The organism is Phycobacter sedimenti (assembly GCF_038148855.1).
Classification (GTDB): Bacteria; Pseudomonadota; Alphaproteobacteria; order Rhodobacterales; family Rhodobacteraceae; genus Phycobacter; species Phycobacter sedimenti.
The window spans coordinates 149,675-174,504 of the sequence record NZ_JBBVGR010000004.1 but is presented as its reverse complement, the minus strand read 5'-3'; the positions used below and the strand labels follow the sequence as shown (position 1 = coordinate 174,504).

General features: G+C 63.3%; 25 protein-coding genes. 13 read left to right on the top strand and 12 right to left on the bottom strand.

Annotation, left to right across the window (positions count from 1 at the left end; translation table 11 throughout):
* Positions 1 to 62 precede the first annotated feature (62 nt).
* Together AADA15_RS08820 and AADA15_RS08815 are read left to right on the top strand one after the other, a co-directional pair.
* The gene (locus AADA15_RS08820) at positions 63 to 1,298 is read left to right on the top strand and encodes an acyl-CoA dehydrogenase family protein (RefSeq protein WP_341641190.1); all 1,236 of its coding nucleotides are present in this window, start codon (positions 63 to 65) and stop codon (positions 1,296 to 1,298) included.
* A gap of 5 nt (positions 1,299 to 1,303) precedes the next feature.
* Positions 1,304 to 2,104, top strand: a complete 801-nt coding sequence (locus AADA15_RS08815) for a thioesterase family protein (protein ID WP_341641189.1) — start codon at positions 1,304 to 1,306, stop codon at positions 2,102 to 2,104.
* 302 nt (positions 2,105 to 2,406) lie between these two features.
* Here the strand turns inward: AADA15_RS08815 and truA are convergent, their stop codons facing one another.
* Positions 2,407 to 3,186, bottom strand: coding sequence for a tRNA pseudouridine(38-40) synthase TruA (gene truA, locus AADA15_RS08810; protein WP_341641188.1), 780 nt, complete (start codon positions 3,184 to 3,186; stop codon positions 2,407 to 2,409).
* Between the two features lie 146 nt (positions 3,187 to 3,332).
* Here truA and AADA15_RS08805 point away from each other — a divergent pair, with 146 nt between their 5' ends.
* Genes AADA15_RS08805 through AADA15_RS08795 form a run of 3 tightly spaced genes read left to right on the top strand, consistent with a single transcriptional unit; the run spans position 3,333 to position 6,246 of the window.
* Positions 3,333 to 4,751 (top strand): YcjX family GTP-binding protein, encoded by a 1,419-nt coding sequence (locus tag AADA15_RS08805; RefSeq protein WP_341641187.1) that lies wholly within the window; start codon positions 3,333 to 3,335, stop codon positions 4,749 to 4,751.
* Positions 4,748 to 5,230: a GNAT family N-acetyltransferase gene (locus AADA15_RS08800; RefSeq protein ID WP_341641186.1), complete on the top strand. Its 483-nt coding sequence runs from the start codon at positions 4,748 to 4,750 to the stop codon at positions 5,228 to 5,230. Before AADA15_RS08805 ends, AADA15_RS08800 begins: the two co-directional genes overlap by 4 nt.
* Positions 5,227 to 6,246, top strand: a complete 1,020-nt coding sequence (locus tag AADA15_RS08795) for a YcjF family protein (protein ID WP_341641185.1) — start codon at positions 5,227 to 5,229, stop codon at positions 6,244 to 6,246. Before AADA15_RS08800 ends, AADA15_RS08795 begins: the two co-directional genes overlap by 4 nt.
* Positions 6,247 to 6,381: 135 nt before the next feature.
* Here the strand turns inward: AADA15_RS08795 and AADA15_RS08790 are convergent, their stop codons facing one another.
* Entirely contained in the window at positions 6,382 to 6,807 is a 426-nt protein-coding gene (locus AADA15_RS08790; RefSeq protein ID WP_341641184.1) for a group III truncated hemoglobin, read from the bottom strand.
* A gap of 138 nt (positions 6,808 to 6,945) precedes the next feature.
* Here AADA15_RS08790 and AADA15_RS08785 point away from each other — a divergent pair, with 138 nt between their 5' ends.
* On the top strand, positions 6,946 to 7,659 hold the full coding sequence (locus AADA15_RS08785) for a VIT1/CCC1 transporter family protein (protein WP_341641183.1): 714 nt from the start codon (positions 6,946 to 6,948) through the stop codon (positions 7,657 to 7,659).
* 135 nt (positions 7,660 to 7,794) lie between these two features.
* Here AADA15_RS08785 and AADA15_RS08780 read toward each other — a convergent pair whose 3' ends face one another.
* The gene (locus AADA15_RS08780; protein ID WP_341641182.1) at positions 7,795 to 8,376 is read right to left on the bottom strand and encodes a hypothetical protein; all 582 of its coding nucleotides are present in this window, start codon (positions 8,374 to 8,376) and stop codon (positions 7,795 to 7,797) included.
* 272 nt (positions 8,377 to 8,648) lie between these two features.
* On the opposite strand from AADA15_RS08780, the gene ileS reads away from it, so the two are divergent.
* Positions 8,649 to 11,570 carry an isoleucine--tRNA ligase gene (gene ileS / locus AADA15_RS08775; RefSeq protein WP_341641181.1) on the top strand — a complete coding sequence of 974 codons (2,922 nt, stop codon included), beginning with the start codon at positions 8,649 to 8,651 and terminating at the stop codon, positions 11,568 to 11,570.
* Positions 11,571 to 11,686: 116 nt separating this feature from the next.
* Here ileS and AADA15_RS08770 read toward each other — a convergent pair whose 3' ends face one another.
* Complete coding sequence (locus tag AADA15_RS08770) at positions 11,687 to 12,184, bottom strand: hypothetical protein (RefSeq protein ID WP_341641180.1); 498 nt, start codon at positions 12,182 to 12,184, stop codon at positions 11,687 to 11,689.
* A 285-nt stretch (positions 12,185 to 12,469) separates the two neighbouring features.
* On the opposite strand from AADA15_RS08770, the gene AADA15_RS08765 reads away from it, so the two are divergent.
* Positions 12,470 to 12,949: a methylated-DNA--[protein]-cysteine S-methyltransferase gene (locus AADA15_RS08765; RefSeq protein WP_341641179.1), complete on the top strand. Its 480-nt coding sequence runs from the start codon at positions 12,470 to 12,472 to the stop codon at positions 12,947 to 12,949.
* An 18-nt stretch (positions 12,950 to 12,967) separates the two neighbouring features.
* Here AADA15_RS08765 and AADA15_RS08760 read toward each other — a convergent pair whose 3' ends face one another.
* The 6 genes from AADA15_RS08760 to AADA15_RS08735 form a co-directional block, all read right to left on the bottom strand.
* The gene (locus AADA15_RS08760) at positions 12,968 to 13,600 is read right to left on the bottom strand and encodes a hypothetical protein (protein ID WP_341641178.1); all 633 of its coding nucleotides are present in this window, start codon (positions 13,598 to 13,600) and stop codon (positions 12,968 to 12,970) included.
* 191 nt (positions 13,601 to 13,791) lie between these two features.
* A complete protein-coding gene (locus tag AADA15_RS08755; RefSeq protein WP_341641177.1) occupies positions 13,792 to 14,487 on the bottom strand; it encodes a CDP-alcohol phosphatidyltransferase family protein in 696 nt (231 codons plus the stop codon).
* Positions 14,488 to 14,526: 39 nt separating this feature from the next.
* Positions 14,527 to 14,733 (bottom strand): hypothetical protein, encoded by a 207-nt coding sequence (locus AADA15_RS08750; protein ID WP_341641176.1) that lies wholly within the window; start codon positions 14,731 to 14,733, stop codon positions 14,527 to 14,529.
* Positions 14,734 to 14,852: 119 nt separating this feature from the next.
* Positions 14,853 to 15,788 carry a tyrosine recombinase XerC gene (locus tag AADA15_RS08745; protein WP_341641175.1) on the bottom strand — a complete coding sequence of 312 codons (936 nt, stop codon included), beginning with the start codon at positions 15,786 to 15,788 and terminating at the stop codon, positions 14,853 to 14,855.
* A complete protein-coding gene (locus tag AADA15_RS08740) occupies positions 15,785 to 16,498 on the bottom strand; it encodes a DUF484 family protein (protein ID WP_341641174.1) in 714 nt (237 codons plus the stop codon). Before AADA15_RS08740 ends, AADA15_RS08745 begins: the two co-directional genes overlap by 4 nt.
* Before the next feature lie 120 nt (positions 16,499 to 16,618).
* Entirely contained in the window at positions 16,619 to 16,996 is a 378-nt protein-coding gene (locus tag AADA15_RS08735) for a VOC family protein (protein ID WP_341641173.1), read from the bottom strand.
* A 40-nt stretch (positions 16,997 to 17,036) separates the two neighbouring features.
* On the opposite strand from AADA15_RS08735, the gene AADA15_RS08730 reads away from it, so the two are divergent.
* Positions 17,037 to 17,570: a transcriptional regulator gene (locus AADA15_RS08730; RefSeq protein ID WP_341641172.1), complete on the top strand. Its 534-nt coding sequence runs from the start codon at positions 17,037 to 17,039 to the stop codon at positions 17,568 to 17,570.
* Between the two features lie 355 nt (positions 17,571 to 17,925).
* Here the strand turns inward: AADA15_RS08730 and fsa are convergent, their stop codons facing one another.
* Positions 17,926 to 18,579, bottom strand: a complete 654-nt coding sequence (gene fsa / locus AADA15_RS08725; RefSeq protein ID WP_341641171.1) for a fructose-6-phosphate aldolase — start codon at positions 18,577 to 18,579, stop codon at positions 17,926 to 17,928.
* Positions 18,580 to 18,686: 107 nt separating this feature from the next.
* Here fsa and AADA15_RS08720 point away from each other — a divergent pair, with 107 nt between their 5' ends.
* Positions 18,687 to 20,882, top strand: a complete 2,196-nt coding sequence (locus AADA15_RS08720) for a primosomal protein N' (protein WP_341641170.1) — start codon at positions 18,687 to 18,689, stop codon at positions 20,880 to 20,882.
* 8 nt (positions 20,883 to 20,890) lie between these two features.
* Here the strand turns inward: AADA15_RS08720 and AADA15_RS08715 are convergent, their stop codons facing one another.
* Positions 20,891 to 21,952: a YeeE/YedE family protein gene (locus AADA15_RS08715; protein WP_341641169.1), complete on the bottom strand. Its 1,062-nt coding sequence runs from the start codon at positions 21,950 to 21,952 to the stop codon at positions 20,891 to 20,893.
* A gap of 129 nt (positions 21,953 to 22,081) precedes the next feature.
* Here AADA15_RS08715 and AADA15_RS08710 point away from each other — a divergent pair, with 129 nt between their 5' ends.
* The 3 genes from AADA15_RS08710 to AADA15_RS08700 all read left to right on the top strand — a co-directional run bounded on the left by AADA15_RS08710 (position 22,082) and on the right by AADA15_RS08700 (position 24,727).
* The gene (locus AADA15_RS08710) at positions 22,082 to 23,317 is read left to right on the top strand and encodes an MFS transporter (protein ID WP_341641168.1); all 1,236 of its coding nucleotides are present in this window, start codon (positions 22,082 to 22,084) and stop codon (positions 23,315 to 23,317) included.
* 77 nt (positions 23,318 to 23,394) lie between these two features.
* Positions 23,395 to 24,267: a 50S ribosomal protein L11 methyltransferase gene (locus AADA15_RS08705; protein ID WP_341641167.1), complete on the top strand. Its 873-nt coding sequence runs from the start codon at positions 23,395 to 23,397 to the stop codon at positions 24,265 to 24,267.
* A gap of 106 nt (positions 24,268 to 24,373) precedes the next feature.
* Positions 24,374 to 24,727 carry a hypothetical protein gene (locus AADA15_RS08700; RefSeq protein ID WP_341641166.1) on the top strand — a complete coding sequence of 118 codons (354 nt, stop codon included), beginning with the start codon at positions 24,374 to 24,376 and terminating at the stop codon, positions 24,725 to 24,727.
* The last annotated feature ends 103 nt before the right edge of the window (positions 24,728 to 24,830 follow it).

Genomic DNA, 24,830 nt, shown 5'->3' with positions numbered 1-24,830 from the left:
GACAGTCTTTGCGCGACTAAGCCATGATTTCGACCAAAGCGAAAGCCGCAGGGAGGACGGTCATGGATATGAATTTCGGGATGCGGGAGGAAAACCGCAAACTGCTCGATCGGGTCGCAGCCATGGTGCGCGACGAGATCATGCCGCTGGAGGCCGAGTATCAGGCCGAAATCGGCAAGGAGGACCGCTGGGCCTATACGGCGCGGCAGGCCGAGATCCTTGAGGGGTTGAAGGCGAAGGCGAAATCCGAAGGTCTGTGGAACTTCTGGCTGACCGACAGCGACAAGGGCTTTGGTCTCAGCACGGTCGAATATGCGCTCTTTGCCGAAGAAATGGGCAAGACGCCGCTGGGGGCCGAGGTCTTCAACTGCTCTGCGCCTGATACCGGCAACATGGAAGTCTTCGAACGTTACGGCACCGAGAAGATGAAGCAGCAGTGGCTGGCGCCGCTTCTGGAGGGGGAGATCCGCTCGGCCTATCTGATGACCGAGCCGGATGTGGCTTCGTCCGATGCAACCAATATCTGCATGTCCTGCGTGCGCGATGGCGATGACTATGTGCTGAACGGCGAAAAATGGTGGGCCTCGGGCGCCGGCGATCCGCGCTGCAAGGTCTATATCGTCATGGTCAAGACCGGCGGCGACGATCTGCCCAAGCACAAGCGCCAGTCGATGATCGTGGTGCCCGCGGGCGCCGAGGGGATCGAGATCCTGCGCCCGATGGAAGTCTACGGCCACGACGATGCCCCGCATGGTCATATGCACATCCGTTTCACCAATGTGCGCGTGCCAGCCGAGAACCTGCTTCTGGGCGAAGGGCGCGGTTTCGAGATTGCGCAAGGGCGCCTCGGGCCGGGACGGATCCACCACTGCATGCGGGCCATCGGTCAGGCCGAAGCGGCGCTTGAGCTTCTGTGCAAACGCTCGCTTCAGCGCGAGGCCTTTGGCAAGAAGCTGGCGCAGCTGGGCGCCAACTATGACATCATTGCCGAATGCCGCATGGAGATCGAAATGGCGCGGCTGTTGTGCCTCAAGGCGGCCTGGTACATGGATCAGGGCGACAAGGTGGCGGCGGCCCCGTGGATCAGTCAGATCAAGGTGGTCGCGCCGCGCGTTGCGCTCAAGGTCATCGATGAGGCGGTGCAGATGCATGGCGGACAGGGGATCAGCCAGGATACGCCCCTCGGCATTGCATGGACCCATGTGCGCACCCTGCGCCTGGCGGATGGCCCCGATGCAGTGCATCGGCGTCAGGTCGCTCGGGCCGAGCTGAAGAAGTACACGCAGGAAAAGGTCTGAATCGCGTGGCCGATGCCCGCACCGCGCCGCCGTTTTTCTCGCAGGACGCGCAAGGCGTTTTTGTCGGGAATGATACGGCGCGCGGGCCCTGGTCGCCCGCGCACTGTCATGCCGGCCCCGTAACGGGGCTGGTTGCGCGGGCCGCCGAACAGGAGGTCGGGCCAGAGAAGATGCTGACCCGGCTGACCCTTGATATCCTGCGGCCCTTGCCCCTGGCGGGCCTGCAGGTTTCTGCGGAGACGACGCGCCACACCCGAACGCTTGCGACTACCTTGGTTTCGGTGCGGGATCTCGAAGGCACACTCTGCGCCCGGGCAAGCACGATGCACCTGGTTCGCAAGACCCTCGGGCCGGTGCCGACCACGCCGGTGACCCCCTTGCGATTCGAAGAGGCCGTGCCGGGGCCGTTTTTCCCCGACAGGGGTCCGCATCAGAAACCGTTTTTTGCCGATTTCATCGAGGTGGCCTACGCCCCTGGTTTCTCGGTGGGCATCGGGCCGAAGACCATGTGGATGCGCACGCCGCAGCTTTTGGACGGGGAGGTGCAATCGCCCATCCAGTCCATCTGCGCGCTGGCCGATTGCGGCAACGGCATTTCCTGGAATGCGCGCCCCTCCGAGATGGGGTTCATGAACACGGACCTGACGCTGCACGTCCACCGAGAGCCGGAAAGCGATTGGCTGGCTGCCGAGGCGATTTCACATTGGCATGGCACGGGTATCGGCATGTCGCAATCGGTCTTGCACGACACCAAGGGACCGTTCGGCACGGCGCTGCAGACCCTTGTGCTGCATCCGCCCTCCTGACTGCGAACGGGGGCTCCCGCCCATTTGGAGCATTCTTGCGAATGCTGCTCATGGTTGGGCCTGGCGCCGCTGACGCGGCGCAGATCTGCTGGGGAAGCGGTTCAGGGGCAGGTGTGCCCCTGAACGCGCGTGTTCGATTGTGGTATCGGCTGCCGCCTCAAGGGTAAACCGCGCGTGCCGCGCGGCGGCAGAGCCGCCCTTGACCCGGCGGCTAAAGAGGGACCGCGCCGCGTCAGCGGCGCCGGGCCCAAGGCTTTCTTGCGCATCTGTGATGCGGGGAAAGGCGCGGGAGAGCTTGTATTTTATTCGTGGTCTTCGGTGAACACCGGGTCAGGATAGCCTACGCGGGCAAGGTAGAGGCCATGTCCCGGGCAGACCGGGCCGCAGGCGGCGCGGTCGCAGGCCTCAAGAGCGCCCTTCACGCCCTGTGGCGTCCAGCTGCCCGCGCCGACCCGCTCCAGCGTGCCGACAAAGCTGCGCACCTGGTTGTGCAGGAAGCTGCGGGCGCGCACGTGAAAGTGCACTTCGGGACCAGTGAAGCCGGCAACCCTCTCAACGCGCAACTCGTCCAGCGTCTTGACCGGGCTTTGCGCCTGGCAGATCGACGAGCGGAAGGTGGTGAAGTCATGGCGGCCCAACAGGTGATCTGCCGCCTCCTGCATCGCCTCCACATTCAGATCATGGGAGATCTGCCAGACCTGTCCGGCCTCATGGGTGGCCGGGGCGCGGCGCATCAGGATGCGGAAGAGATACTGGCGCTCGACGGCAGAGAACCGCGCGTGCCAGTCATCGGCCACCCTTGCGCAGGCCGTGATCGCCACCGGCTCCGGTTTCAGGTGATAGTTCAACGCTTCGGACAGACGGAAGGGATCCCAGTCTTTTGCAAGGTCGCAATGGGCCACTTGCCCCAGCGCATGAACCCCGGCATCCGTGCGCCCTGCGGCGGCAATCGTGTGCTCCCCCGGCTCAAGCCGCGCCAGAGCCGCCTCGATCGCGCCTTGCACCGAAGGCTGATCCTTCTGCCTTTGCCACCCGGCAAAAGGAGCTCCGTGATATTCGACTTTCAAAGCATAGCGTGCCATGGCGGGGCAGTAGCGCGGGCCACAGGCTGAGGCAAGCCCCTTGGGGATGGCACGCCCTGCACTGGTATCGCCGCGCCTTCCTTCCTATCTTGACTGAATCGGCGCAACGACCGAAGCAAGTGGCAGAGCAGAACAAAGGCAGGCGCGTGGTACTGACATCCCTAGCCGACAGCACGGCCCGCAGGGTCGAGGCCCTGGGCAGCGGCCTGTCCGAGGCCCTTTTCGAGCCGTCCCTGCGTCTTGGCGTGACGGGGCTTGCGCGGGCGGGCAAGACCGTTTTCATCACCTCGCTGGTGGCCAACCTTATGAACCGGGGCCGCATGCTGCAGTTGTCGGCGGCGCGCGAGGGGCGGATCGAGACGGCCTTTCTGCAGCCCCAGCCCGATGACACGGTGCCGCGCTTTGACTATGAAAACCACCTGGCGGCCCTGACCGGTCCGGCGCCGCACTGGCCTGACAGCACGCGGGCCGTCTCAGAACTGCGGCTGAGCCTCAAGGTGCGGCCCACGGGCCTTTTGGCGGGCCTTCAGGGGTCACGTGTGCTGCACCTCGATATCGTGGACTATCCGGGGGAGTGGCTGCTGGATCTGTCGCTGCTCGACAAGACCTATGATGATTGGTCAAACGAGGTTCTGACGCGGATCAAGCCGCGCGCCGAAGCGAAGTCTTTCCTCGCGGCGGTTGCCTCATGCAACGCCGGAGCGCCCCATGAAGAGCCACAGGCCCAGGCGCTTGCCGCGGCCTTCACCGACTACCTGACCGCCGCTCGCAAAGCGGGGTTTTACGATTGCACGCCGGGTCGGTTCCTGTTGCCGGGCGATTTGGCAGGATCGCCGGTTCTGACCTTTGCACCATTGCGGGCCGGGCAGGAAAAGCCGCCGCGTGGCAGCCTGCGCCGCGAGATGGCGCGGCGTTATGAGGCCTACAAGGCGCAGGTGGTCAGGCCGTTCTTCCGCGATCATTTCTCACGGATCGACCGGCAGGTGGTGCTGGTAGATGCCCTGGGGGCCATTCATTCCGGGCCGCCCGCGGTCGAGGACCTGCGCCAGTCGATGGCGGATATCCTTGGCGCCTTCCGGCCCGGCCGCAATCGGTTTCTGACGCGAATTCTGGGCGGAAAACGGGTTGAGAAGATCCTCTTTGCAGCGACGAAGGCGGATCATCTGCACCACGAGCAGCACCCGCAGTTGACGTCCGTGATCGAAGCGCTGACCCGCGACGCACGGGATCGCGCCCGCTTTGCCGGGGCGCAGACGGCAGCGCTTGCGCTGGCCTCGATCCGGGCGACGACCGAGGAAATGCGCTCGCACGAGGGGCGCGATCTGCCGTGTGTGCGGGGCACCCTGCTGGACAGCGGCCGACAGGCAGCCTTTTATCCCGGCGCATTGCCGCAGGATCCGGGCAAGCTGCTTGTCCCGGCCCGTCAGGGCGCCGAGCGTTGGCTGGAAGGGGACTACAAGACGATGCACTTCGCGCCTGCGGTCCTGGATCTCAAACCCGGTGACGGCCCGCCGCATATCCGGCTGGACCGGGCGGCGGAATTCCTGATCGGAGATCGGCTATGAGCCTGACCTTGCGGCCTGCCCGTTCGACCGATGCCGGACAGATTGGCGAGATCCTGCATGGGTTCTCGAAAGAAACCGCGTGGATGCCTGATCTTTATACAGGGGCCGAAACCATTGCCTTTTGCGGGGAGATGATCGACCGAGGCTGGGTCACGGTGGCTGAAGCGGAGGGGGGGATCCTGGGATTTCTGGCGCGGGACGGCGGGGAAATCTGCTCTCTTTACGTGGCCACCGAGGCCTGCGGCAGGGGGATCGGAAAGCGGCTCCTGGATGCTGCAAAGGGGCAGGTCGGCACGGAGGCTGAAACGCTGCGGCTCAGTCTCTGGACCTTTCAGGCCAATCAGGGCGCGCAGCGGTTCTATCGGCGTGAAGGTTTTGCCGAGGTCCGGCGCAGCGACGGGAATCGCAATGAAGAGGGCCTGCCGGATATCGAATTCGTCTGGCCTTCGTGTGATGGCAAGCTGGAGGAACCTGCATGACCCAGGGCCCCGTTATTTTTGATCTTGAGCATGACGCCAAGCCCGCGCCCGGGGTGAGCGAGGCCGCGCCGGTGCCGGACATCGCGCCTCTTGCGGGGCCGGAGGCCTCGCCCGCGGCGCTGGAGCGGGCGGCCCGTCTGGCGGCCCGCCCAGGCTCGCGCCTGTCGCGATGGTTCTGGGGCATGCTGCTGGCGCTTGTTGGGGCGGTGGTCTCGGTCGCTGCCTGGGATTTTGCCACATCCCTGGTTGCGCGGATCCCGCTTCTGGGCTGGGCGGTCAGTGCAGGGCTGGTGATCCTGCTGGCTTTGGCGCTGGTCATGCTGGTGTGGGAAGGGCTGGCGATTGCGCGATTGCGCCGGGTGGACGATCTGCGCCGCACCGCTGCGCAGGCGCGGGCCTCCGCGCCCGTGGATATCTCCGCTGCGCGGCAGGTTCAGGATCGGATAGACCGCTTTTATGCCCATCGCGCAGACCTGAGCTGGCAGCGCGCCCGTCTGGCGGAGCGTAGCGGCGAGGTGATGGATGGCGATGCGGTGCTGGACCTCGTTGAAGAGGAATTGCTGGCGCCGCTGGATGCGCAGGCCCTGATTGAGGTCGAGGCCGCAGCGCGGCAGGTGGCGATGGTAACGGCACTGGTGCCCCTGGCGCTTGCGGATGTGGTGGTGGCGCTGACGGCTTCGGTGCGGATGATCCGCCGGGTGGCTGAGATTTATGGCGGCCGGTCGGGGCTTTTCAGTTCCTGGCGGCTGATGCGGGCGGTTCTGGCGCATCTTGTGGCGACGGGGGCCGTTGCGGCAGGCGATGACATGCTGGAGTCGGTTCTGGGTGGCTCGGTCCTGTCGAAACTGTCGCGCCGGTTCGGTGAGGGCGTGGTCAACGGGGCGCTGTCGGCGCGGGTGGGTATCGCGGCGATGGAGGTGTGCCGGCCGATGCCGTTTTCCGCGCATCGCAAGCCTTCGACCCGCAAGGTGGTCCAGGGCGCGCTGTCGGGCCTGTTTTCAAAGCGCAAAACCTAGCGGTTTGGGCTGGCTGGCGGCTGTGACCGAAGGGAAAGGTGCAGCTCCCGCCCGGGCTGCGGCCGTCTGGCGACGGCCTCGCCCCGTTGGGCCCGGCGCCGCTGGCGCGGCGCGGCCGGTCGTCACAACAGAACGTCAGAACAGGTTCGGAACTGCATCCTTTGGCTGGCGCATGGCCACAACGCCTGTTCTGAAGCCCTCGCCGATCCTGTCCGCGAGGGCGCCCCAGCTGGCGGCCGTCTGCGCGGGGAGTTCCGCCTGAAGGACCTCGTGAAACAGGGCGAGCCATTGGGGAAAATGTTCGGCCCTGACGTCAGGGCGCGTCACATGCACACGCATCGGATTGCCGCTGTAGCACTTGTCGCGCAGGATTGCGTTGCGCCAGAACCGGGCGATCTTGTCTTCGTGCTCGGGCCAGTTGCTCACATGGGCGGCAAAGACCGGGCCAAGGGCGGGATGGCTGCGGATGCGGGCGTAAAAGACGCCCACCACCCGGTCGATCTCTGTGCGGGTCACATCGAAGCGGCGCAAGGGGGCGTCGTCAGGGGCGTATTCGGACATGGATCACCTGTAAGAGGGTCGCGTCCAGCCTGATACGACTATTCGCGGCAAAAGGGGAGGGGGACATGTTGATCTGTCGCAAGGTCCGCCTGGCCTCATGCTATAGGGTGGGCAGCAGCGAACAGGGGAATTTTCGACATGGTAGGAGAGCACGGCCACAGCCCGGAGGAGATCCGCAAGCGTATTGGATCGCCGCCAGGTCGGGGTCTGTTGCGGGATATCGTCTATGGCGGCATCGACGGTTCGGTCACCACTTTTGCCATCGTGGCCGGTGTCGCGGGGGCCGGGCTGTCGCCTTTTGTCATCGTTGCGCTGGGGCTGGCCAATGTGCTGGCAGACGGGTTTTCCATGGCCGCCGGGAACTATTCCGGCACCAAGGCCGAACTCGATGACATCCGCCGCCTGCGCCGCATCGAGAACCACCATATCGATACCTACCCGGACGGCGAGCGGGGCGAGGTGCGCGAGATCCTGCGTCTCAAGGGACTGAGCGGCCGTGTGCTGGAGGAGGCGACGGACGAGATCTGCAAGAGCCGCGACACCTGGGTCGATCTGATGATCGAGGGGGAATACGGGCTGGCCGGCGTCGATCCGCGCCCGATGAAGGCGGCCTTGGCCACCTTTGCCGCCTTTATGGTGGCGGGGATGGTGCCGCTGCTGCCCTTCCTGTTCGGGCTTGCCAATGCCTTTGCGATCTCGTCCTGGATGACCATGGCCTGCTTCTTTGCCATCGGTGCCTTCAAAAGCCGTTGGTCCCTTGCGCCCTGGTGGCGTTCGGGGGGGGAGACCCTGCTCATCGGCGGTGCTGCAGCGGCGATGGCCTATGGGGTTGGGTTGTTGTTCCACGCCTGAAGGCGGCCACAAATGTTTCGCGCGCGAAACGGTTTAATGACCTGTCAAACTGTCCTGAAACTACGTTAATTTTGCGCCCCGAGGCCCTGCAACGGACCTCTGAGGCTGTATTGTGGGGCGTTCCGCCAGGCCGATCTACTGGAGCTGGATTTTCGGAGGGTAGCCGTAGAAGTCCTTGGATTTGTCACGTTCACTCGACATCCCGGCCAAGACGGCTGCCCCCAGCAGACCGCCACCCCAGATCATTTGCCCCGCGGCCTGTTCCTGCGCCTTGAGCTGGGTCAGGTTGGCAACCTCAACGGTCTTCGTAACCGTATCGTTTCCATCCGTGCAGGTGATGGTCATCGGGGGCGTCGCACGGCCAAAACTGGGCAGGTTCAGCTTGGCCGGGGCTTTGACAGTGCCAGTAAAAGCAGCACTTTTTAGGGTGCAATCCGCTTCGGACATGATCGGGTTGGCTTCATTCAACTCGGGTTGGCTCAGGCTAATCCATGTTTTTGTACCGGTTTCCAGCGGAAGCTTTTTGCCGGCTTCGGTCAGGGTGATGCTCGTCGATACGGGCAGTTGTTCCGTTGTTTGCAACGTTTCGGCATAGGTTTGACTGGGTGTTTGCTCAGAAGAGCACGCCGAAAGTGTAGCGCTGACTGCAATCAGCACGGGAAGCATGTAAGATTTCACGAAAAGACCCTGTAGTGGTTGTTTAATTGATTGTGCCATCGTGATTACACTTCTGAGGTGCATTGGACAACAGTGCTGTGCTGAATGATGCGCCAAAGGGAAGCCTGTCGCATCGCTCTATCGCTTTACCCTTGTCCAAAGCCGCCCTATAAGGCGCTCATGTCCCACCGCGCGGCCATCATTATTCGAATTACGTACCCGGCGCTCTGATCCCCTTTGCGGGAACGCATGAGCCGCCGGGCAAAGGTGCTTGAGCCATCGCACCGAACCGAATATCCCAAGACCGAACAGCTATTCAAAGGACGCCACCGATGTGCGCCGACACGCCCCAGACCCCCGACTATAAAGACACGCTGAACCTGCCCAAGACCGATTTCCCCATGCGCGCGGGCCTGCCGAACCGCGAGCCCGCATGGCTGGAGCGTTGGGCCAGGATCGGCGTCTATGACCGCCTGCGGGAAAACGCGACGGGCCGCCAGCCCTTTACGCTGCATGACGGCCCTCCTTATGCGAACGGGCATCTGCACATCGGGCATGCGCTGAACAAGACCATCAAGGACATCATCGTGCGTTCGCACCAGATGATGGGCTTTGATGCGCGCTATGTGCCGGGCTGGGATTGCCACGGTCTGCCGATCGAATGGAAGATCGAGGAACAGTACCGCAAGAAGGGCAAGAACAAGGACGCCGTGCCGGTCGTCGAGTTCCGCCAGGAATGCCGCGCCTTTGCCGATGAATGGGTCGACATCCAGCGCGAGGAGTTCAAGCGTCTGGGCATCACCGGCAACTGGGCCGATCCCTATCTCACCATGGATTACCACGCCGAGGCGGTGATCGCGGGCGAATTCCAGAAGTTCCTGATGAACGGCAGCCTCTATCAGGGCTCAAAACCCGTGATGTGGTCCCCGGTCGAGAAAACCGCCCTGGCCGAGGCCGAGGTGGAATACCACGACAAGGAAAGCTTCACCATCTGGGTGAAGTTCAAGGTGGCAGAGCCTGCCGATCACAAACTGGCCGGTGCCTATGTGGTGATCTGGACCACCACCCCGTGGACCATGCCCTCGAACAAGGCCGTGGTTTACGGCGAAGACATTGCCTACGGCCTTTACGAGGTCACCGGCACGCCCGAGGAATCCTGGGTCAAGGTGGGCGATAAATACGTGCTGGCCGACAACCTGGCGGCAGATGTGTTCAAACGCGCGCGGCTTGAGGAAGACCAGTACACCCGCGTGGCCGATGTGCCGGTCGCGGATCTTGCTGGCATCGGCCTTACCCACCCGCTGGCAGGCGCCGACGGCGGCAATGGCGAATGGGACGACATCCGCGATTTCCGCGCAGCCGATTTTGTGACCGACACCGAAGGCACCGGCTTTGTCCACTGCGCGCCCAGCCACGGGATGGAGGAATTCGAACTCTATCGTGACCTTGGCATGCTGGAGCAGGTCATCACCTACAATGTGATGGACGATGGCTCCTTCCGGGCCGATCTGCCCTTCTTTGGCGGCAAATATATCCTCAACCGCAAGGGCGGCGAGGGCGATGCCAACAAGGCGGTGATCGACAAGCTGGTCGAGGTCGGCGGGCTGATGGCGCGTGGCAAGATCAAGCACAGCTACCCGCATTCCTGGCGTTCCAAGGCGCCGATCATCTATCGCAACACGCCGCAGTGGTTCGTGGCTGTGGATCGCGAGCTGGGCGATGGGCTCGACAATTACGGCAAGACCATCCGTGAGCGCGCCCTGACCTCTATCGATCAGCTGGTGAAATGGACGCCGCAGACCGGTCGCAACCGGCTTTATTCGATGATCGAAGCCCGCCCCGACTGGGTCCTGTCGCGTCAGCGCGCCTGGGGTGTGCCGCTGACCTGCTTTACCAAGAAAGGCGCCCTGCCGACCGATGCGGACTTCCTCTTGCGCAATGATGAGGTGAACGCCCGCATCGTCGCTGCCTTTGACGAAAAAGGCGCGGATGTCTGGTATGAGGACGGCTTCAAGGAACAGGTTCTGGGCGGCATCGTCGACCCGGAGGCCTACGATCAGGTCTTTGACGTGCTGGATGTGTGGTTCGATTCCGGCTCCACCCATGCCTTTGTGCTGCGCGACCGCGAAGACGGCACCGAGGACGGTATCGCCGATGTCTATATGGAGGGGACCGACCAGCACCGCGGCTGGTTCCACTCGTCCCTCTTGGAGGCCTGCGGCACCCTTGGCCGCGCGCCTTACCGTAATGTGGTGACCCACGGCTTTACGCTGGATGAGAAGGGCATGAAGATGTCCAAATCCCTGGGCAACACCATCGTGCCGGAAAAGGTCGTGCAGCAGTACGGCGCCGATATCCTGCGTCTCTGGGTGGCTCAGACCGACTACACCGCCGACCAGCGGATCGGCCCGGAGATCCTGAAGGGCACCGCCGACAGCTATCGCCGGTTGCGCAACACCATGCGTTTCATGCTCGGCAGCCTTGGCGATTTCACCGAGGATCAGCGCGTCGCCCCCGCCGATATGCCCGAGCTGGAGCAATGGGTGCTGCACCGTCTGGCCGAGCTGGATCACACCGTGCGCCAAGGCTACAAGGCCTTTGATTTCAATGGCGTGTGGCAGGCGATCTTCAACTTTGCCACGGTGGACCTGTCGGCCTTCTACTTCGACATTCGCAAGGATGCGCTCTACTGCGATGGCGACACGCTGAATGCCCGCGCCGCGCGCACGGTGCTCGATATCCTGTTCCACCGGCTGACCACCTGGCTCGCGCCGATCCTGGTCTTCACCATGGAAGAGGTCTGGCTGGAGCGCTATCCGGGCGAGGACAGCTCGGTCCACCTTGTGGATATCCCCGAGACCCCCGCCGACTGGCTGAACGAGCCGCTTGCGGCGAAATGGGCGTCGATTCGTCAGGCCCGCCGGGTCGTGACTTCGGCACTGGAAATCCAGCGCACCGACAAGGTGATCGGCGCCTCGCTTGAGGCCGCGCCCGTGGTGCATCTGCGCGATGCGGAGGTTCTGGCGGCGCTGAAGTCGGTGAACTTTGCCGATATCTGTATCACGTCTGACGTGGTGCTGACCGGCGATCCCGCCCCGGCAGAAGCCTTCCGCATGCCCGAAGTGGAGGGTATCTCGGTGGTCTTTGAAAAGGCCGAGGGAGCAAAGTGCCAGCGTTGCTGGAAAATCCTGCCGGATGTGGGCAATCACGCCCATGCCGGTGTCTGCGGGCGCTGCAACAGCGCGCTTGGCTGACGCCTGAGCGGAACGGCAATTGGAGGCCCTTCAAGGGCCGACGCGCCGCCGGGACCCTCGATGGGTCTCGGCGGCGCGTTCTGTTCTGGTGAGTGGTGTTTGGGTAAGTGCTGGTCTTAAGCGGCCACGGCCTGCTTGGAGGACGAATAGCTCGCGACGGCATTGATGACGCTCATTGGCAGAGGGCCGATCGCGCGCCCCGACAGAAGCGCCACATATTGCTGCCAGAGCGCCTTTGCTGCCGAGGAAATTTCGGCCTGCGCATGTGAAGCGCCACCACCGCCGACCTCGTCTGACGAGTCCGCCTTGCTGCCCCATTCCGGAGCAAGCCCGATCTCCTTCAGTTGCTGGTTGTATGGTTTGGCGGGGGGCTCCTGCGGGGCGGTTCCGGTTTGCTTCTCTTCCGGCTTCAGGCCCAGCTCACGTTGGATACGAAACGCCATACCCTCGTCGCTGCCAAGTTTGCGCTCGGTGGGTGTGGGAAGCTTCTCTTTTTCCTGCACCGCAGTCAGATGATAGATCGTTTCGTTGCGCAGGATTGGATCCACGTGGATAGGGCTGTGCCCCTTGAATGGGTTCTTCCAGACAGTTTTGTTCGTATCCAGTGTCAGCATATCTCAATCCCGATCCTATTAATCCCAGCTTTGCTCACCTATCCTGTGAAGTTCAGGTCCGGCTCTTCAGCGACAGTGCGTCAGTTCCGGATGCCGGTCACTTATTGATAGCAAATGCTGGTGCTGCCGTGGCACGCACCCATGGGCAGGGGGGTGTGACAGATGGTTACCAAACCTATACCAAAGGATGCCGTCCAGGCGGAAAGAATAGGGCGAATGCTGTGCTCCTGTCTGCCGACCAGAGGCAGAGGCAGAGGCAGGGAACAGAGGAAACAGACGGATCGGATGGAAATGGTGCAGCACGCTGACTTGCAGACGCCGGTGGGGCTGGTGACGGTTACTGCCACAAAGGGCGCAATTTCACGTCTGAGCTGGCGGCGGTCCGGGCCAGGACAGGCATCTTGTGCCGGATCGGACGGGGTTCTGGTTGAGGCCGTGGAGCAGATCACGGCCTATTTCTCCAGGCGCTTGCAGACTTTTGACCTGCCGCTCAATGTGACGGGATCCGCCTATCAGCAGTTGGTCTGCGCGGAAATCGCCGCCATTCCCTTTGGGGAGACGCGCACCTACGGAGATCTGGCCCGGCGGATTGGCAGTTCGGCGCAGGCTGTGGGCAATGCGTGTGGCGCCAACCCAATTCCGATCCTCATTCCCTGCCACCGGGTGCTGGGCAGCTCGGGTCTGGGCGGGTTTTCGGGGCAGGGTGGTGTCGAAACCAAGGTTGCCCTGCTTCGCCATGAAGGCGCAGCAGGGCTGCTTATCTGAAATTCGGGTGGGGGGAACTCACGAGAAGAGCGCTTGAATCTTTTCGTATTCGGACATGGCACCGGCTGCAGACGGGGCGGCTGCAGTCAGGGTGGTGTTCAGGACCATCGTCTCCATGATGGCGCTGCCGGTTTCCGTCAGGGCTGAACCACTCTCCTGGTCGTCCGTACCCTCCAGGAGTTCAATGGCCGTTTCGCCATCGCTGTCATCCAGATTGGACACGGAAAGCGAGATCTCCCCAAACTCACCCATTTCAAACTCGACCTCAATGCCGCCGTGTTCGCCGCTTTCGAATTCGATCTTGATTTCGCCGCGGTCAGTCTCGGCCTTTATCTCGACGCTGAGCCCGTCTTCATCGCGTGACACCTCGATCTTGAATTCCCCTTCGGCATTCTCGATCTTCAACGAGATCTCTCCGAAGCTGCCGCTGAGAAGAGCGTCCACTTTCGCCGGTTCTGCCACCTCTGAGGGGGGCTCCACAGGCGGTTGTGCCGTCTCTGCCGCCGCAGCCTGTTTTGCGCGCCAGCCCCAGGCCTTGGCATGGTCGGGTGGCCCCACTTGGCCGCTGTGCTCGGGTGGTCGGGGCTGCTTTGCAGCAAGGCCCGGGGCCAGACTTGGTGAAAAGCCGCCAATGGTGGAAATCGAAGGCATGTCGATGTCTCCTGCTCGGTCGCCGCGCGACGGGGATACTCGAAAGATGCAGACATCCTTGCAGCACCGCTTTAAGGGGTGCTTACCTTGCGGAAGACAAACTGTGCACCATTTGAGACGGCTTTGCTTCGCATTTTCAACCTACCGTCCTATCAGGGGTTTTGGAGGTGGCAGGCCTGCGGGACGGATGTTCACGCTCGCTTTGGCGGGAAGATCTGCTGCAGGATTCCCACGAACAGGAGATAGAGCGAGGTCACGACTAGCCCCCAATGCGCCCAGCTTTCGGGGTGAAAATCGATCCATGCGGCATACCCTGCAAGGGCCGTCCAGATCAGGGCAACGGGCAAGGAAACTTTCCGCCAGCGCTGGGTGCGCACCGGGTGAATGAACTTGAGCGGCAGGAACATGGCCACGGCCAGGAGCGTCACCAGGGCAAGGCTGGTCCAGTGGCTTGGTTCGAGGGCAAAGATCACCAGAACCAGCATGTTCCAGCACCCCGGAAAGCCGGAAAAGGAGTTGTCCTTCGTCTTCATTCGTGTGTCAGCAAAATACATCGCGCTGGCAAAGGTGATGACGATGATCGCGAACCAGCCGGTCCAGCCTGCCATCAGCCCCGACTGGAACAGCGCAAAAGCGGGAATGAAAACATAGGTCAGATAGTCGATGATCAGGTCCAGCAGGACGCCATCGAACTGTGGCGCATAGCGTTTCACATGATAGTGGCGCGCCAGCGGGCCATCGATACCATCCACCGCAAAGGCCACGACCAGCCACAGGAACATCAGGCTCCACTCGGCATTCGCGGCGGCCAGCATTGCCAGCATGGCAAAGACGGCTCCGGTTGCGGTCAAAAGGTGGACAAGAATGGCGCGGATCTGAGGTGTCATCCGCCCGTGATGGCGAATTTGGGCAGAACCCGCAAGGGTTCAGTGGAGGGTTTTATTCCCCTCAGGGGTGTTCGACCCCATGATATCCGAAGGAGACGGGCCAAAGATCAGCTGCATCTGTTCCCCCATGACGCCCGGCGTGGGCCAGGACGATTTCGGAGCGGAACGGGGGCAGCGGATGCGCGAAACCGGGTGCGCGGGTGCCGCGGGGGCCTGATCAAGGAAGAGCGATGGATCGTGGAACATGGGGCATCCTTTCTGGAGCGGTTTGCTCTGTGATGCCCTAGTCGTGGTTAAGAAGGGGTTGCGTCAGCCCTCTGAAATATTTTGGATTTTATGGATCTTGCCGTGGAATGGGCAGCGGATCAGGCCTTTGGGTGCGCCCGGTTGTAGACATCCATCAAATGCGCGGTGTCCACAGCGGTATAGGCCTGGGTCGTCGACAGGGAGGCATGTCCCAACAGCTCCTGGATGGCTCGCAGGTCGCCGCCGGCCTCCAGCAGGTGCGTCGCAAAACTATGTCGCAGGGCATGGGGCGTGGCCGAGGCAGGCAGGCCCAGTTGCGCCCGCGCCTGCGCCATCGCCTTTTGCACCAGCCGTGGGTTCAGGGCTCCGCCACGTGCCCCGCGAAACAGGGGCAATGTGGCCTCTTGCGGGTGCGGGCTGAGGCGCAGGTAGCGATCCACAGCATCGCGCGCGGCAGCGATCACCGGCACCACGCGCTCTTTGCCGCCCTTGCCGGTAATGCGCAGCACGGGCGGCAGGGGCGCAACGGAGCCGGTCAGACCAAGCGCTTCGGAGATGCGCAAACCGCAGCCATAAAGCAGCGTGACAACCGCCACATCCCGGGCCGCGATCCAATCCGTTGTCGACTGTAATTCAACCGTGTCGATCACCGCGCGGGCGGCGTCTTCGGCCAGGGGGCGGGGCAGTTTCTTCTGGAATTTCGGAGACCGCACGGCCAGAACGGCGGTTGGCTCGAACCCTTCACGGGCGGCCAGCCAGCGGTAGAAGCTTTTGACCGAACTCAGCTTGCGCGCAAGCGAGCGCGCGCCAGTTCCGGTGCTGCGCTCGCAGGCCATCCAGGCGCGCATGTCGGCGGTGGAGATCTGCGCCAGCGCGCCAAGGCCCTGCGGCGCGCCCTGATGGGTGGTCATGAAGGCGAGAAAGCCGCTCACATCGGTGCGATAGGCGTTGATGGTGTTGTCGGCCGCGCCGCCAAGCGCGCTGAGGCTCTCCAGCCAGGTCTGCAGCGCGTCCCGGCAGGCCGCCGAGATCATCGCCTGAGGGGCCGGGCTCATGCCAGCCAGCGGCGCATCGTCCGTTCGAAGACGCCGGCAAAGAAGGCCAGAAGATCGGTGCCATGCTGGGGCGAGAACTGGTGGGGGTCCTCGGAGCCAAGCACCAGCATCCCTGGCAGGCGCCCGTCGCCCAGATCAAGGCGCAGGCAGGCCTCTGAGCGGATCCACTCGGCCTTGGTGCCGTAGATGCGGGCGCTGCCGCTCTGCACCTGGCGCAGACTGACCTGATGGTCGGATCCGCCCCGGCTGCCTGCGGCGGCGAATTCTGCAACAAAGCCCGGTGCGACGGGTTTCAGCACATCACCGATGCGTTCTGCGGCGGTAGAGCCGTCGTCCTGGCGGGTTTCCAGGACAAGCGCCAGTGCATCGACACGCAGGATCGCGGCCATTTCACTGTCGAGGCTTGCCAGGAAACCGGCAAAATCATCCGGATCCAGGAGGCGCAGGATGGCGCGGTGAATCTGGTTGGTTCCGGCCAGGTTTTCATAGGCTGCGGCGATAACCGAGCGGTGGGTGTCCTCAAGACGGTCCAGCCGCGCTTCGAGCCGCTCCATGGCGATGCCACGCAGATCCACGATGTTGGAGCCCATCGCGCGCTCATTCGCGGCGACCAGGGCGTTCATGACGGCCGGATCGTCCAGAACCATGTCCGGCTTTTCGATGATCTTCTGGCGAAGGGTGTCAGGTGTTTCTGCGGGAATGCTGCTCATCGTGTTTTGGAACCTCTGTGCGGGTTTTGAGGTTTTCTAACACAGGTGGGGGTTCAGTCTCTAGCTTTTCCTTCGCGTCTGCAGCGATACGTGCAGTTCCTTGCCAAGTCCGCCTCGGCGTCAGGCAGCCGGGGACAGGTCTTGCGCCAGCATGATCGCATTATTGTCAGGGTCATAGCAGGTCGCGAGCTTGACCATGCCCTCGATGGTTTCGGTCGGGCCATCAAAGGCCACCCCGGCCTGCTCAAGGGCGGTTCGGGCGCTGTCGAGGTCCGTAACGCCAAACACCGGGATCGCATTGCCGGGGGTGGGGGTGGACTGTTCGCCCAATCCCAGAACCACATTGTCGGTCTTGGTCTGCAATTCACTCCAGCCTGCCTCATCCATGTGAAAGCGCAGCTCAAACCCCAGTTTTTCGGAGTACCATTTTGCGCTTGCATGCCGGTCCGTGACGGAAAGCGCGATCGTGAGGGCGTTTGTCAGATCAACCAGTGCCATTGAGACTATTCCTTTTCTAAAAATAATGTAACTATACTTTATGGACATAAATGATCTTGTCAAGCTGACATCGCGGGCCTGGGCGCTCGACATTCTGGCGGCGATGCATCGCGGAGTTCCTGCACGACAGGCGCCCTTGCTTGCGGCCTGCGGGGCCGGGCGGACGGCCTTTGGGGCCAGTCTTGCCCATCTGATCGAGCTTGGGCTGTTGATGCGCAACCCCGGCCACGGGCATCCGCTGCGCCCCGAATTCAAGTTGACCGCCAAAGGGGAGGTCGCGGCCGGGATGGCGGCGCAGGTTCTGGATCAGGTTCGGGAAGATCCCGCACGCGCCTTGCTGCGCAAACGCTGGACCTTGCCGGTATTGGCGCAGGCAACCCAACCGGTACGTTTCTCCGATTTGCGGACAGGGCTTGCGCCGGTTACGGATCGCGCTTTGTCCACCTCCTTGTTGGATGCCGAAGACCAAGGCTGGATCCTGCGAGAGATCGACCTCACCACACGCAGGCCCTTCCCGGTGTACTCGGCCGTCGGGAAAGGGTTGAGGCTGGGTGAGGCGGTTTTTGCCCGATGAAACGCCCGGTCCCGCGCTGGAGCATTGGCGGAACGTCCCGGCTGGGGCAGGCGGCTCTCCCGCCCGCTGCGGGGCAGCCATGGCCTGCCTCCTCGCCGGTTGGGCCGGGCGCCGGGCCGAGGCCCGGCGGGGCGGTCCTTGCGGACCTTCTGAAGAGTGCTGAGAAGCGTTTGAGGGGGAGATATGCCCCCTCAAAGCGCCATACCCATTGTGTTTGAAGAGGCCGCGTCAAGGGTGGATCGCGCGATGCGCGACCGCTTGCGCGGCCCTTGACCCGGCAGGGCGGGCCTTGTGCCATGAAAAAGGCGCCCCGAATAAGAGCGCCTTTCGAAGCCGGATGTGCTGTCCGGAGAGGTTACAGGATCTTGATGTCTGCCGCCTTGATGTCGGCGAGGAAGGCATCAAGGCCCTTGTCGGTCAGCGGGTGGTTCACCATGGATTTGATCACGGCAGGGGGCGCGGTGATCACGTCAGCGCCGATACGGGCGCTGTCCAGCACATGGTTCACCGTGCGGATCGAGGCGGCGAGGATCTCGGTCTCGAACCCGTAGTTGTCGTAGATGGTGCGGATGTCCTCGATCAGCTCCATGCCATCAAGGTTGATGTCATCGAGCCGCCCGATGAAGGGAGAGATGAAGGTCGCGCCCGCCTTGGCCGCCAAAAGCGCCTGATTTGCCGAAAAGCACAGCGTCACGTTGACCATGTGCCCATCGTCCGACAGCGCCTTGCAGGCCTTGAGGCCATCCCAGGTCAGCGGCACCTTGACGGCGATATTCTCGGCGATCTCGACCAGCTTGCGCCCTTCGGCGATCATGGTTTCGGCATCGGTGGCGGTGACTTCGGCGGAGACGGGACCATCGACCAGATCGCAGATCTCCTTGGTGACTTCGATGATGTCGCGGCCGGATTTCTTGATCAGCGAGGGGTTGGTGGTGACGCCATCCACCATGCCAAGGTCGTTGAGTTCGGCAATGGCGTCGATTTCGGCGGTATCTACGAAGAATTTCATTTGCGGTAATCCTTTGGCGTGGGTTGGCCTTGTTCCCGCTAGCGTTTACCTCATGGGGGAGGCATTAAAAAGCCCCGGTGCGGTGCCGGGGCGGAAGGTAGGCGGCGGTGAGCGGACAGGAGTATTTCGAGGCAGGAGAGCGGGTGGCGGTGCTGACCACGCAACCCCTTGACCGGCTTCTGGATTACCGCGCGCCCGAAGGCGGTTGTTTCCTTGGCGCCTATGTGGAGGTGCCGCTGGGGCCACGCAAGGTTCTGGGCGTTGTCTGGGGGCCGGGTGCGGGGGATTTTGATTCGTCGAAACTGCGCAGCGTGACCCGCGTGCTGGACGTGGCGCCGATGCGCGGCGAGATGCGCGCCTTCCTTGGCAAGGCTGCCGATTACACGCTGACACCGATGCCTGCGATGCTGCGGCTGGCGAGCCGCGCGCCGGGGCTGTCCGATCCGCCCTCGATGCGCAAGATCCTGCGACGGGGGGATTGCGACCCCGACCGGATGACGGATGCCCGCGCCCGTGTGCTGGAGGCGATCGAGGAATACGGCGGCCTCTCCTTCACGCCGAAAGAGCTGGCCGATATGGCGGGCGTCACCCCATCGGTTGTGAAGGGGCTCGTCAAACAGGGCGCCCTGCGCGAGGAAGAGACGCCGCGCGATCTGCCCTATCCGCATCTCGATCCCGATCTGCCCGGCAAGGAACTGACCGAGGATCAGGCGGCGGCGGCGGCCGCGCTGGAGGAGGGCGTCAAAGGCGGCGCTTATGGCACCACGCTGCTGAAAGGCGTCACCGGGTCGGGCAAGACCGAGGTCTATCTGGAGGCTGTGGCGGCAGCCCTGCGCGCGGGGCGTCAGGCGCTGGTCCTCTTGCCGGAAATCGCGCTGACGGCGGAGTTCCTGAAACGGGTCGAGGCGCGGTTCGGGGCCACCCCGGCGGAGTGGCATTCCGGCGCCACCATGACCGAACGGCGCCGGGTCTGGCGCATGGTGGGGCAGGGCAAGGCGCAGCTGGTGATCGGGGCGCGCTCGGCCTTGTTCCTGCCGTTTCGCGATCTGGGGCTGATCATCGTCGATGAGGAACACGACACCTCCTACAAGCAGGAGGATGGCGTTCTTTACAACGCGCGTGACATGGCGGTGCTGCGCGCGGCCATGTGCTCGGCGCAGGTGGTGCTGGCCTCGGCCACGCCCAGCCTTGAGACCTGGGCCAATGCGGAGGCCGGGAAGTATAAACGGCTGGATCTGACCTCGCGCTTTGGCGCCTCGGTTCTGCCCGAAATGCGCGCGGTGGACATGCGCAGTGAGGATCTGTTGCCCGCGACCTGGATCTCTCCGACGCTGAAATTCGCCATGAAGGCGCGGCTTGAACGCGGCGAGCAGTCGCTGTTGTTCCTCAATCGCCGGGGATTTGCGCCGGTCACGATCTGCCGGGCCTGCGGGGCGCAGGTGGCCTGCGATCACTGCGACAGCCGCATGGTGGAGCATCGCTTTCTGAAGCGGCTGATGTGCCACCAGTGCGGCGAGACGAAACCGGTTCCCGAGGTCTGCCCGTCGTGCCAGGTCGAGGGCAAGATGGCTCCGGTTGGTCCGGGGATTGAGCGGCTGGGTGAGGAAGCCGCCGCGCTGTTTCCCGAGGCACGTATCGCAGTGCTGAGTTCGGATCTGTTCGGCTCCGCCCGCGCGCTGAAACAGCGCATCGAGGAGATCGCGGCGGGAGAGGCCGATATCATCCTTGGTACGCAGTTGGTGGCCAAGGGGCACAACTTCCCGCATCTGACCCTTGTGGGTGTGATCGACGCGGATCTGGGCCTGCAAGGCTCGGACCTGCGCGCGGCTGAGCGGACATTCCAGTTGATGCGGCAAGTCGCCGGGCGTGCGGGGCGTGCGGAAAAGCCCGGTGAGGCTCTGCTCCAGACCTTTCAGCCCGAGCATCCGGTGATCCGCGCGATCCTGTCCGGGGACGAGGAAGCCTTCTGGAAGGCTGAGGCCGCCGAGCGGCAGGCCGCCGGGGTGCCGCCCTTTGGCCGGATGGCTGGGATCATCCTGTCGGGGCCGGATCTGGCGCAGGTCTTTGAACTGGGCGAAACACTGGCGCGCAACGACGGCGCCTTGCGCCAGATCGGGGCGCAGCTGTTCGGGCCCGCGCCCGCGCCCATCGCCCGCATAAGGGGGCGCCACCGGGTGCGGATGCTGGTCAAAGCTGCCAAGGGCGCGCCCCTGCAGGAGGCGATCGCCCGCTGGATCGCGCCGCTACGGCTGAAAGGCGATTTGCGGCTCAGCGTCGATATCGACCCGCAGAGTTTTTTCTGAAGGCAGCCTTACGCAAGGGCGCGTTCGGCGCGTTGATCAACCAGCAGATCGGTGACCATGGCTCCGATCCACATGCAGAACAGCGCCAGCCAGGCGGTTCCGGCGAAGATCGACCCGCCGGTGACGCCCGCGCCGATGGCGCAGCCACCCGCCAGCATGCCGCCAAAGCCCATCAGCGCGGCTCCGATCATGGCCTTGCGCATGGTAACGGGACCGTCAAAGGCCTGGATCTTCATCTCTCCGGCAAAGGCGGCGGCGATCATCGCGCCGATAAAAACGCCGGGGACAAGGCCGACATCGAATTCCAGGATGGCGTTGCGGTCGAGGAAGAACATCAGCGTATGGGCCGAGGGGCCGGTGAAGGTGGCGCTTTCGATCTGCACCGGGTCAAAGGCCACAAGGCTGAGCCCGTAGGTCAGCACCCAGCCCATGGCGACGGCAAAACCCACGCCCGAGGCAAAGATCAGCCGCGCCGCACCAATGCGGTTCCTGCGCGACAGCCAGAGCGCCAGAACGGCAATCGCCAGCCCCATTGCCAAACCGCCCCATTCGGGCAGGCCGAGCGTTGCGAGCAGATCCATGTTGCGCCCGCCCGAGGTCACCCAAAGCGCCGCCAGCTTGTCGCGCAACGGCGAGAGGACGCCCGCAAGGCTCATCTGCGCGACAACGGCAAAGATCAGTCCTGAGACGACGGAGCGCAGGTTTCCGGTGGCCGCCAAGACCAGCAAGCGCCCTGAACATCCCCGCGCCAGCACCATGCCTGCGCCGAACAGAAGGCCGCCAATCACCGCGCCGGACCAGCTGCCGGGGACCGCCATCATGCGCGCATCGGCGGCATTCATCAGTCCCAGAAGCTGCGCCGCCTGCACCCAGACCACGGCGGTGGAAAAGGTCAGAAGCCAGACAGCGACCTTGTCCTCCATCCGCCCGCGGGCAAATTCCACGGTGGCTGCGCGCAGGCAGAACCGCGAGCGCTGGGCGGCAATGCCAAAGGTCAGCCCTGTGGCCAGACCGAACAGGGCCGCCGTCGGGGCCTCTCCGATGCGTTCGACGAGTGATACCAGATCCATTGCGCGTCTCCTGATCCATGCAAGCATCCTGATATGTGCGTTTGATGGGGCGCGCATTGATGCAGATCAGTTGTGCGCGGGCTGTTTTGCCCTCGCCAGACGGCAGAAAGGGGCTTAAAGGCTGGTCTTATGTTCAAGCCGATCCCGATAGAGACTGCGCGCGATCTGCCGCGCTGGCGCCGCCCGACCACGCTGCTGTTTGTCATGGCGCTGTGCATGCCGATTGCCTTCAACGCGTGGAATGCGCTGCTCAACAACTTCGTGATCGAGGTTGCGGATTTCGACGGCGCCGACATCGGCCTTTTGCATACTGTGCGCGAGATTCCCGGCTTCCTTGCCATCGGGGTGATCGCGGTGATCATGCTGGTGCGTGAGCAGGTCTTGGGGCTGGTGTCCTTGATGCTGCTGGGCGCGGCGACGGCGTTCACGGCCTGGTTCCCGTCGCTCGGCGGGATCCTGACCATCACCATGCTGTCCTCGATCGGCTTTCACTACTACGAGACGGTGAACCAGTCGCTGCAACTGCAGTGGCTGCCAAAGGCGCGCGCACCGCAGATCCTGGGCTGGCTTCTGGCGGCGGGATCGGCCGCAACGCTGGTGGTCTACGGGCTGATCGTGCTTCTGTGGGAGCCGCTGAACCTCAGCTACAATGTGGTCTTCATGACCGCAGGCGGGGTAACGACGCTGCTCGCCTTTGTTTGCCTCATGGTCTACCCGCAGTTCGAGGCGCCGCATCCGCAGGTCAAGAAGCTGATCCTGCGCCGCCGCTACTGGCTATACTACGCGTTGCAGTTCATGGCAGGCGCGCGGCGGCAGATCTTCGTGGTCTTCGCCGGCTTCATGATGGTCGAGAAGTTCGGCTTTGACGTCCACGAGGTGACGGCGCTGTTCCTGATCAACCTGGTGATCAACATGGCTGCTGCGCCCCTGCTGGGGCGGTTCGTCGCTGTCTTTGGCGAGCGGCGCACACTGATCTTCGAATATGCGGGGCTTGCCATCGTCTTTGCCCTTTACGGTGGGATCTACTGGTTTGGCTGGGGCGTTTTGCTGGCGGCGACGCTGTACGTTGTGGATCATGTGTTGTTCGCGCTGGCGCTGGCGCTGAAGACCTATTTCCAGAAGATCGCGGATCCTGGTGATATCGCGCCCACCGCTGCCGTCGCCTTTACCATCAACCATATCGCCGCAGTTTTCCTGCCGGTTCTTCTGGGGATGCTCTGGGTGATCTCGCCCGGTGCGGTCTTTGGTCTGGCGGCGGGCATGGCGCTGGTGTCGCTGGCGCTGGCCTGTCTGATCCCGCGCCATCCGGAGCCGGGCAATGAGACGGTGTTCTCCAAGTATCTGCCCGCCGCCCCGGCAGAGTAGGGCCATCATCCGCGCTAATGCTTGACGCCGCGCCCCGCGCGGCCTAGGCGCATGTCAGTAATCCCTGGAGAGACGCCATGCCCACCTTCACCGCCCTGACCACCCTCACCGGAAAAGCCAAAGCCGAGGCGCTGGGCGCGGCGATGGAGCGTCTGACGCCCGAACCCACCGGCGTTGGCGTTTTCGAGGTCGAGGACGGATCGGGCCTGTGGGAGGTCGGTGGTTACTTCACCGAGGCCCCGGACGAGGCGGGGCTCGCCCTCTTGGCGACGATGCACGAGTCCAAACCCTTTGCCGTCTCCGAATTACCGGAAACCGACTGGGTTGCTCATGTGCGCCGGGAACTGGCCCCGGTGGAGGCCGGGCGGTTCTTTGTCTACGGCAGCCATGACGCGGACAAGGTGCCCGAGGGTAAGATCCCGCTGCTGATCGAGGCGGCCATGGCATTCGGCACCGGCCACCACGGCACCACCCTGGGCTGCCTGAAGGCGCTGGATCACCTGATTGATACCGGCTTCACTGGCACCAAGGTGGCCGACATCGGCTGCGGCACTGCGGTTCTGGCGATGGCGGCCGCGCGTGTCTGGGACGGGCAGTTCATGGCCAGCGACATTGATGAGGTCGCCGTCGAGGTGGCCGAGGCCAACCTCAAGGCCAATGACATGGCGGGGCAGGTGACCTGTCTGGAGGCGGCCGGGTTCGATCATGCGGATCTCAAGGCGGCCGCGCCCTACGATCTGATATTTGCAAATATTCTCAAAGGACCGTTGGTGGCGCTTTCGCCCGAAATTGCAGCCAATCTGCGCGCCGGGGGCTATGCGATCCTGTCGGGCATCCTCAACGAGCAGGCCGACTCGGTGATCGATGTCTACGCCGAAAACGGTCTTGCACTGCAGCGTCGCGACGAGATTGGCGAATGGACCACGCTGCTGCTTCGGAAAGACGGCTGATTTAGCCAATTTTGGTACGAATTTTAGGGAACTGCCCTAAACTTGCCACAATTCGGTCGCATGATGAGATATCCGCTGGTGGGGGCCAGTTCGGGGGGCTCATGGTATGAGCAAACAGCATCGAGAATTCAGTGCGCGCCTGCGACGTCTTGAGGACAAGCACAGCGCCATGACATCCGGGTACTCTGCGCATGTGGGGGCGGATGGTCTTATCGTGGTAGAGCCACGTAAACCGGTTAAGGCGCGCGTGTGGGTGACGCCGCGCGCTGTAGTGTATTTCCTGGGCTTCTTCTTCCTGTTCAAGGGATTCGTGATGGCGGCTTTGGGCTTTGCCAGCTACGAGGCGCGATTGACTGAGCTGTCGCAGGGGATTGCCATAGAGCGCGCAGGGGCCATCGTGATGCAGCCGGAGCCGATCTCGGTTTTCATAGGCCACAAGCTTCGTCCCTATATTCACTGAAATTCATTGAAGCGTCCAAGGCCGCAGGCGCTATCACAAAAACAGGTCGACGCAGCCTGAACCGGCCGGACGCTGGACACCACCGTCAGAACACAAAACGCCG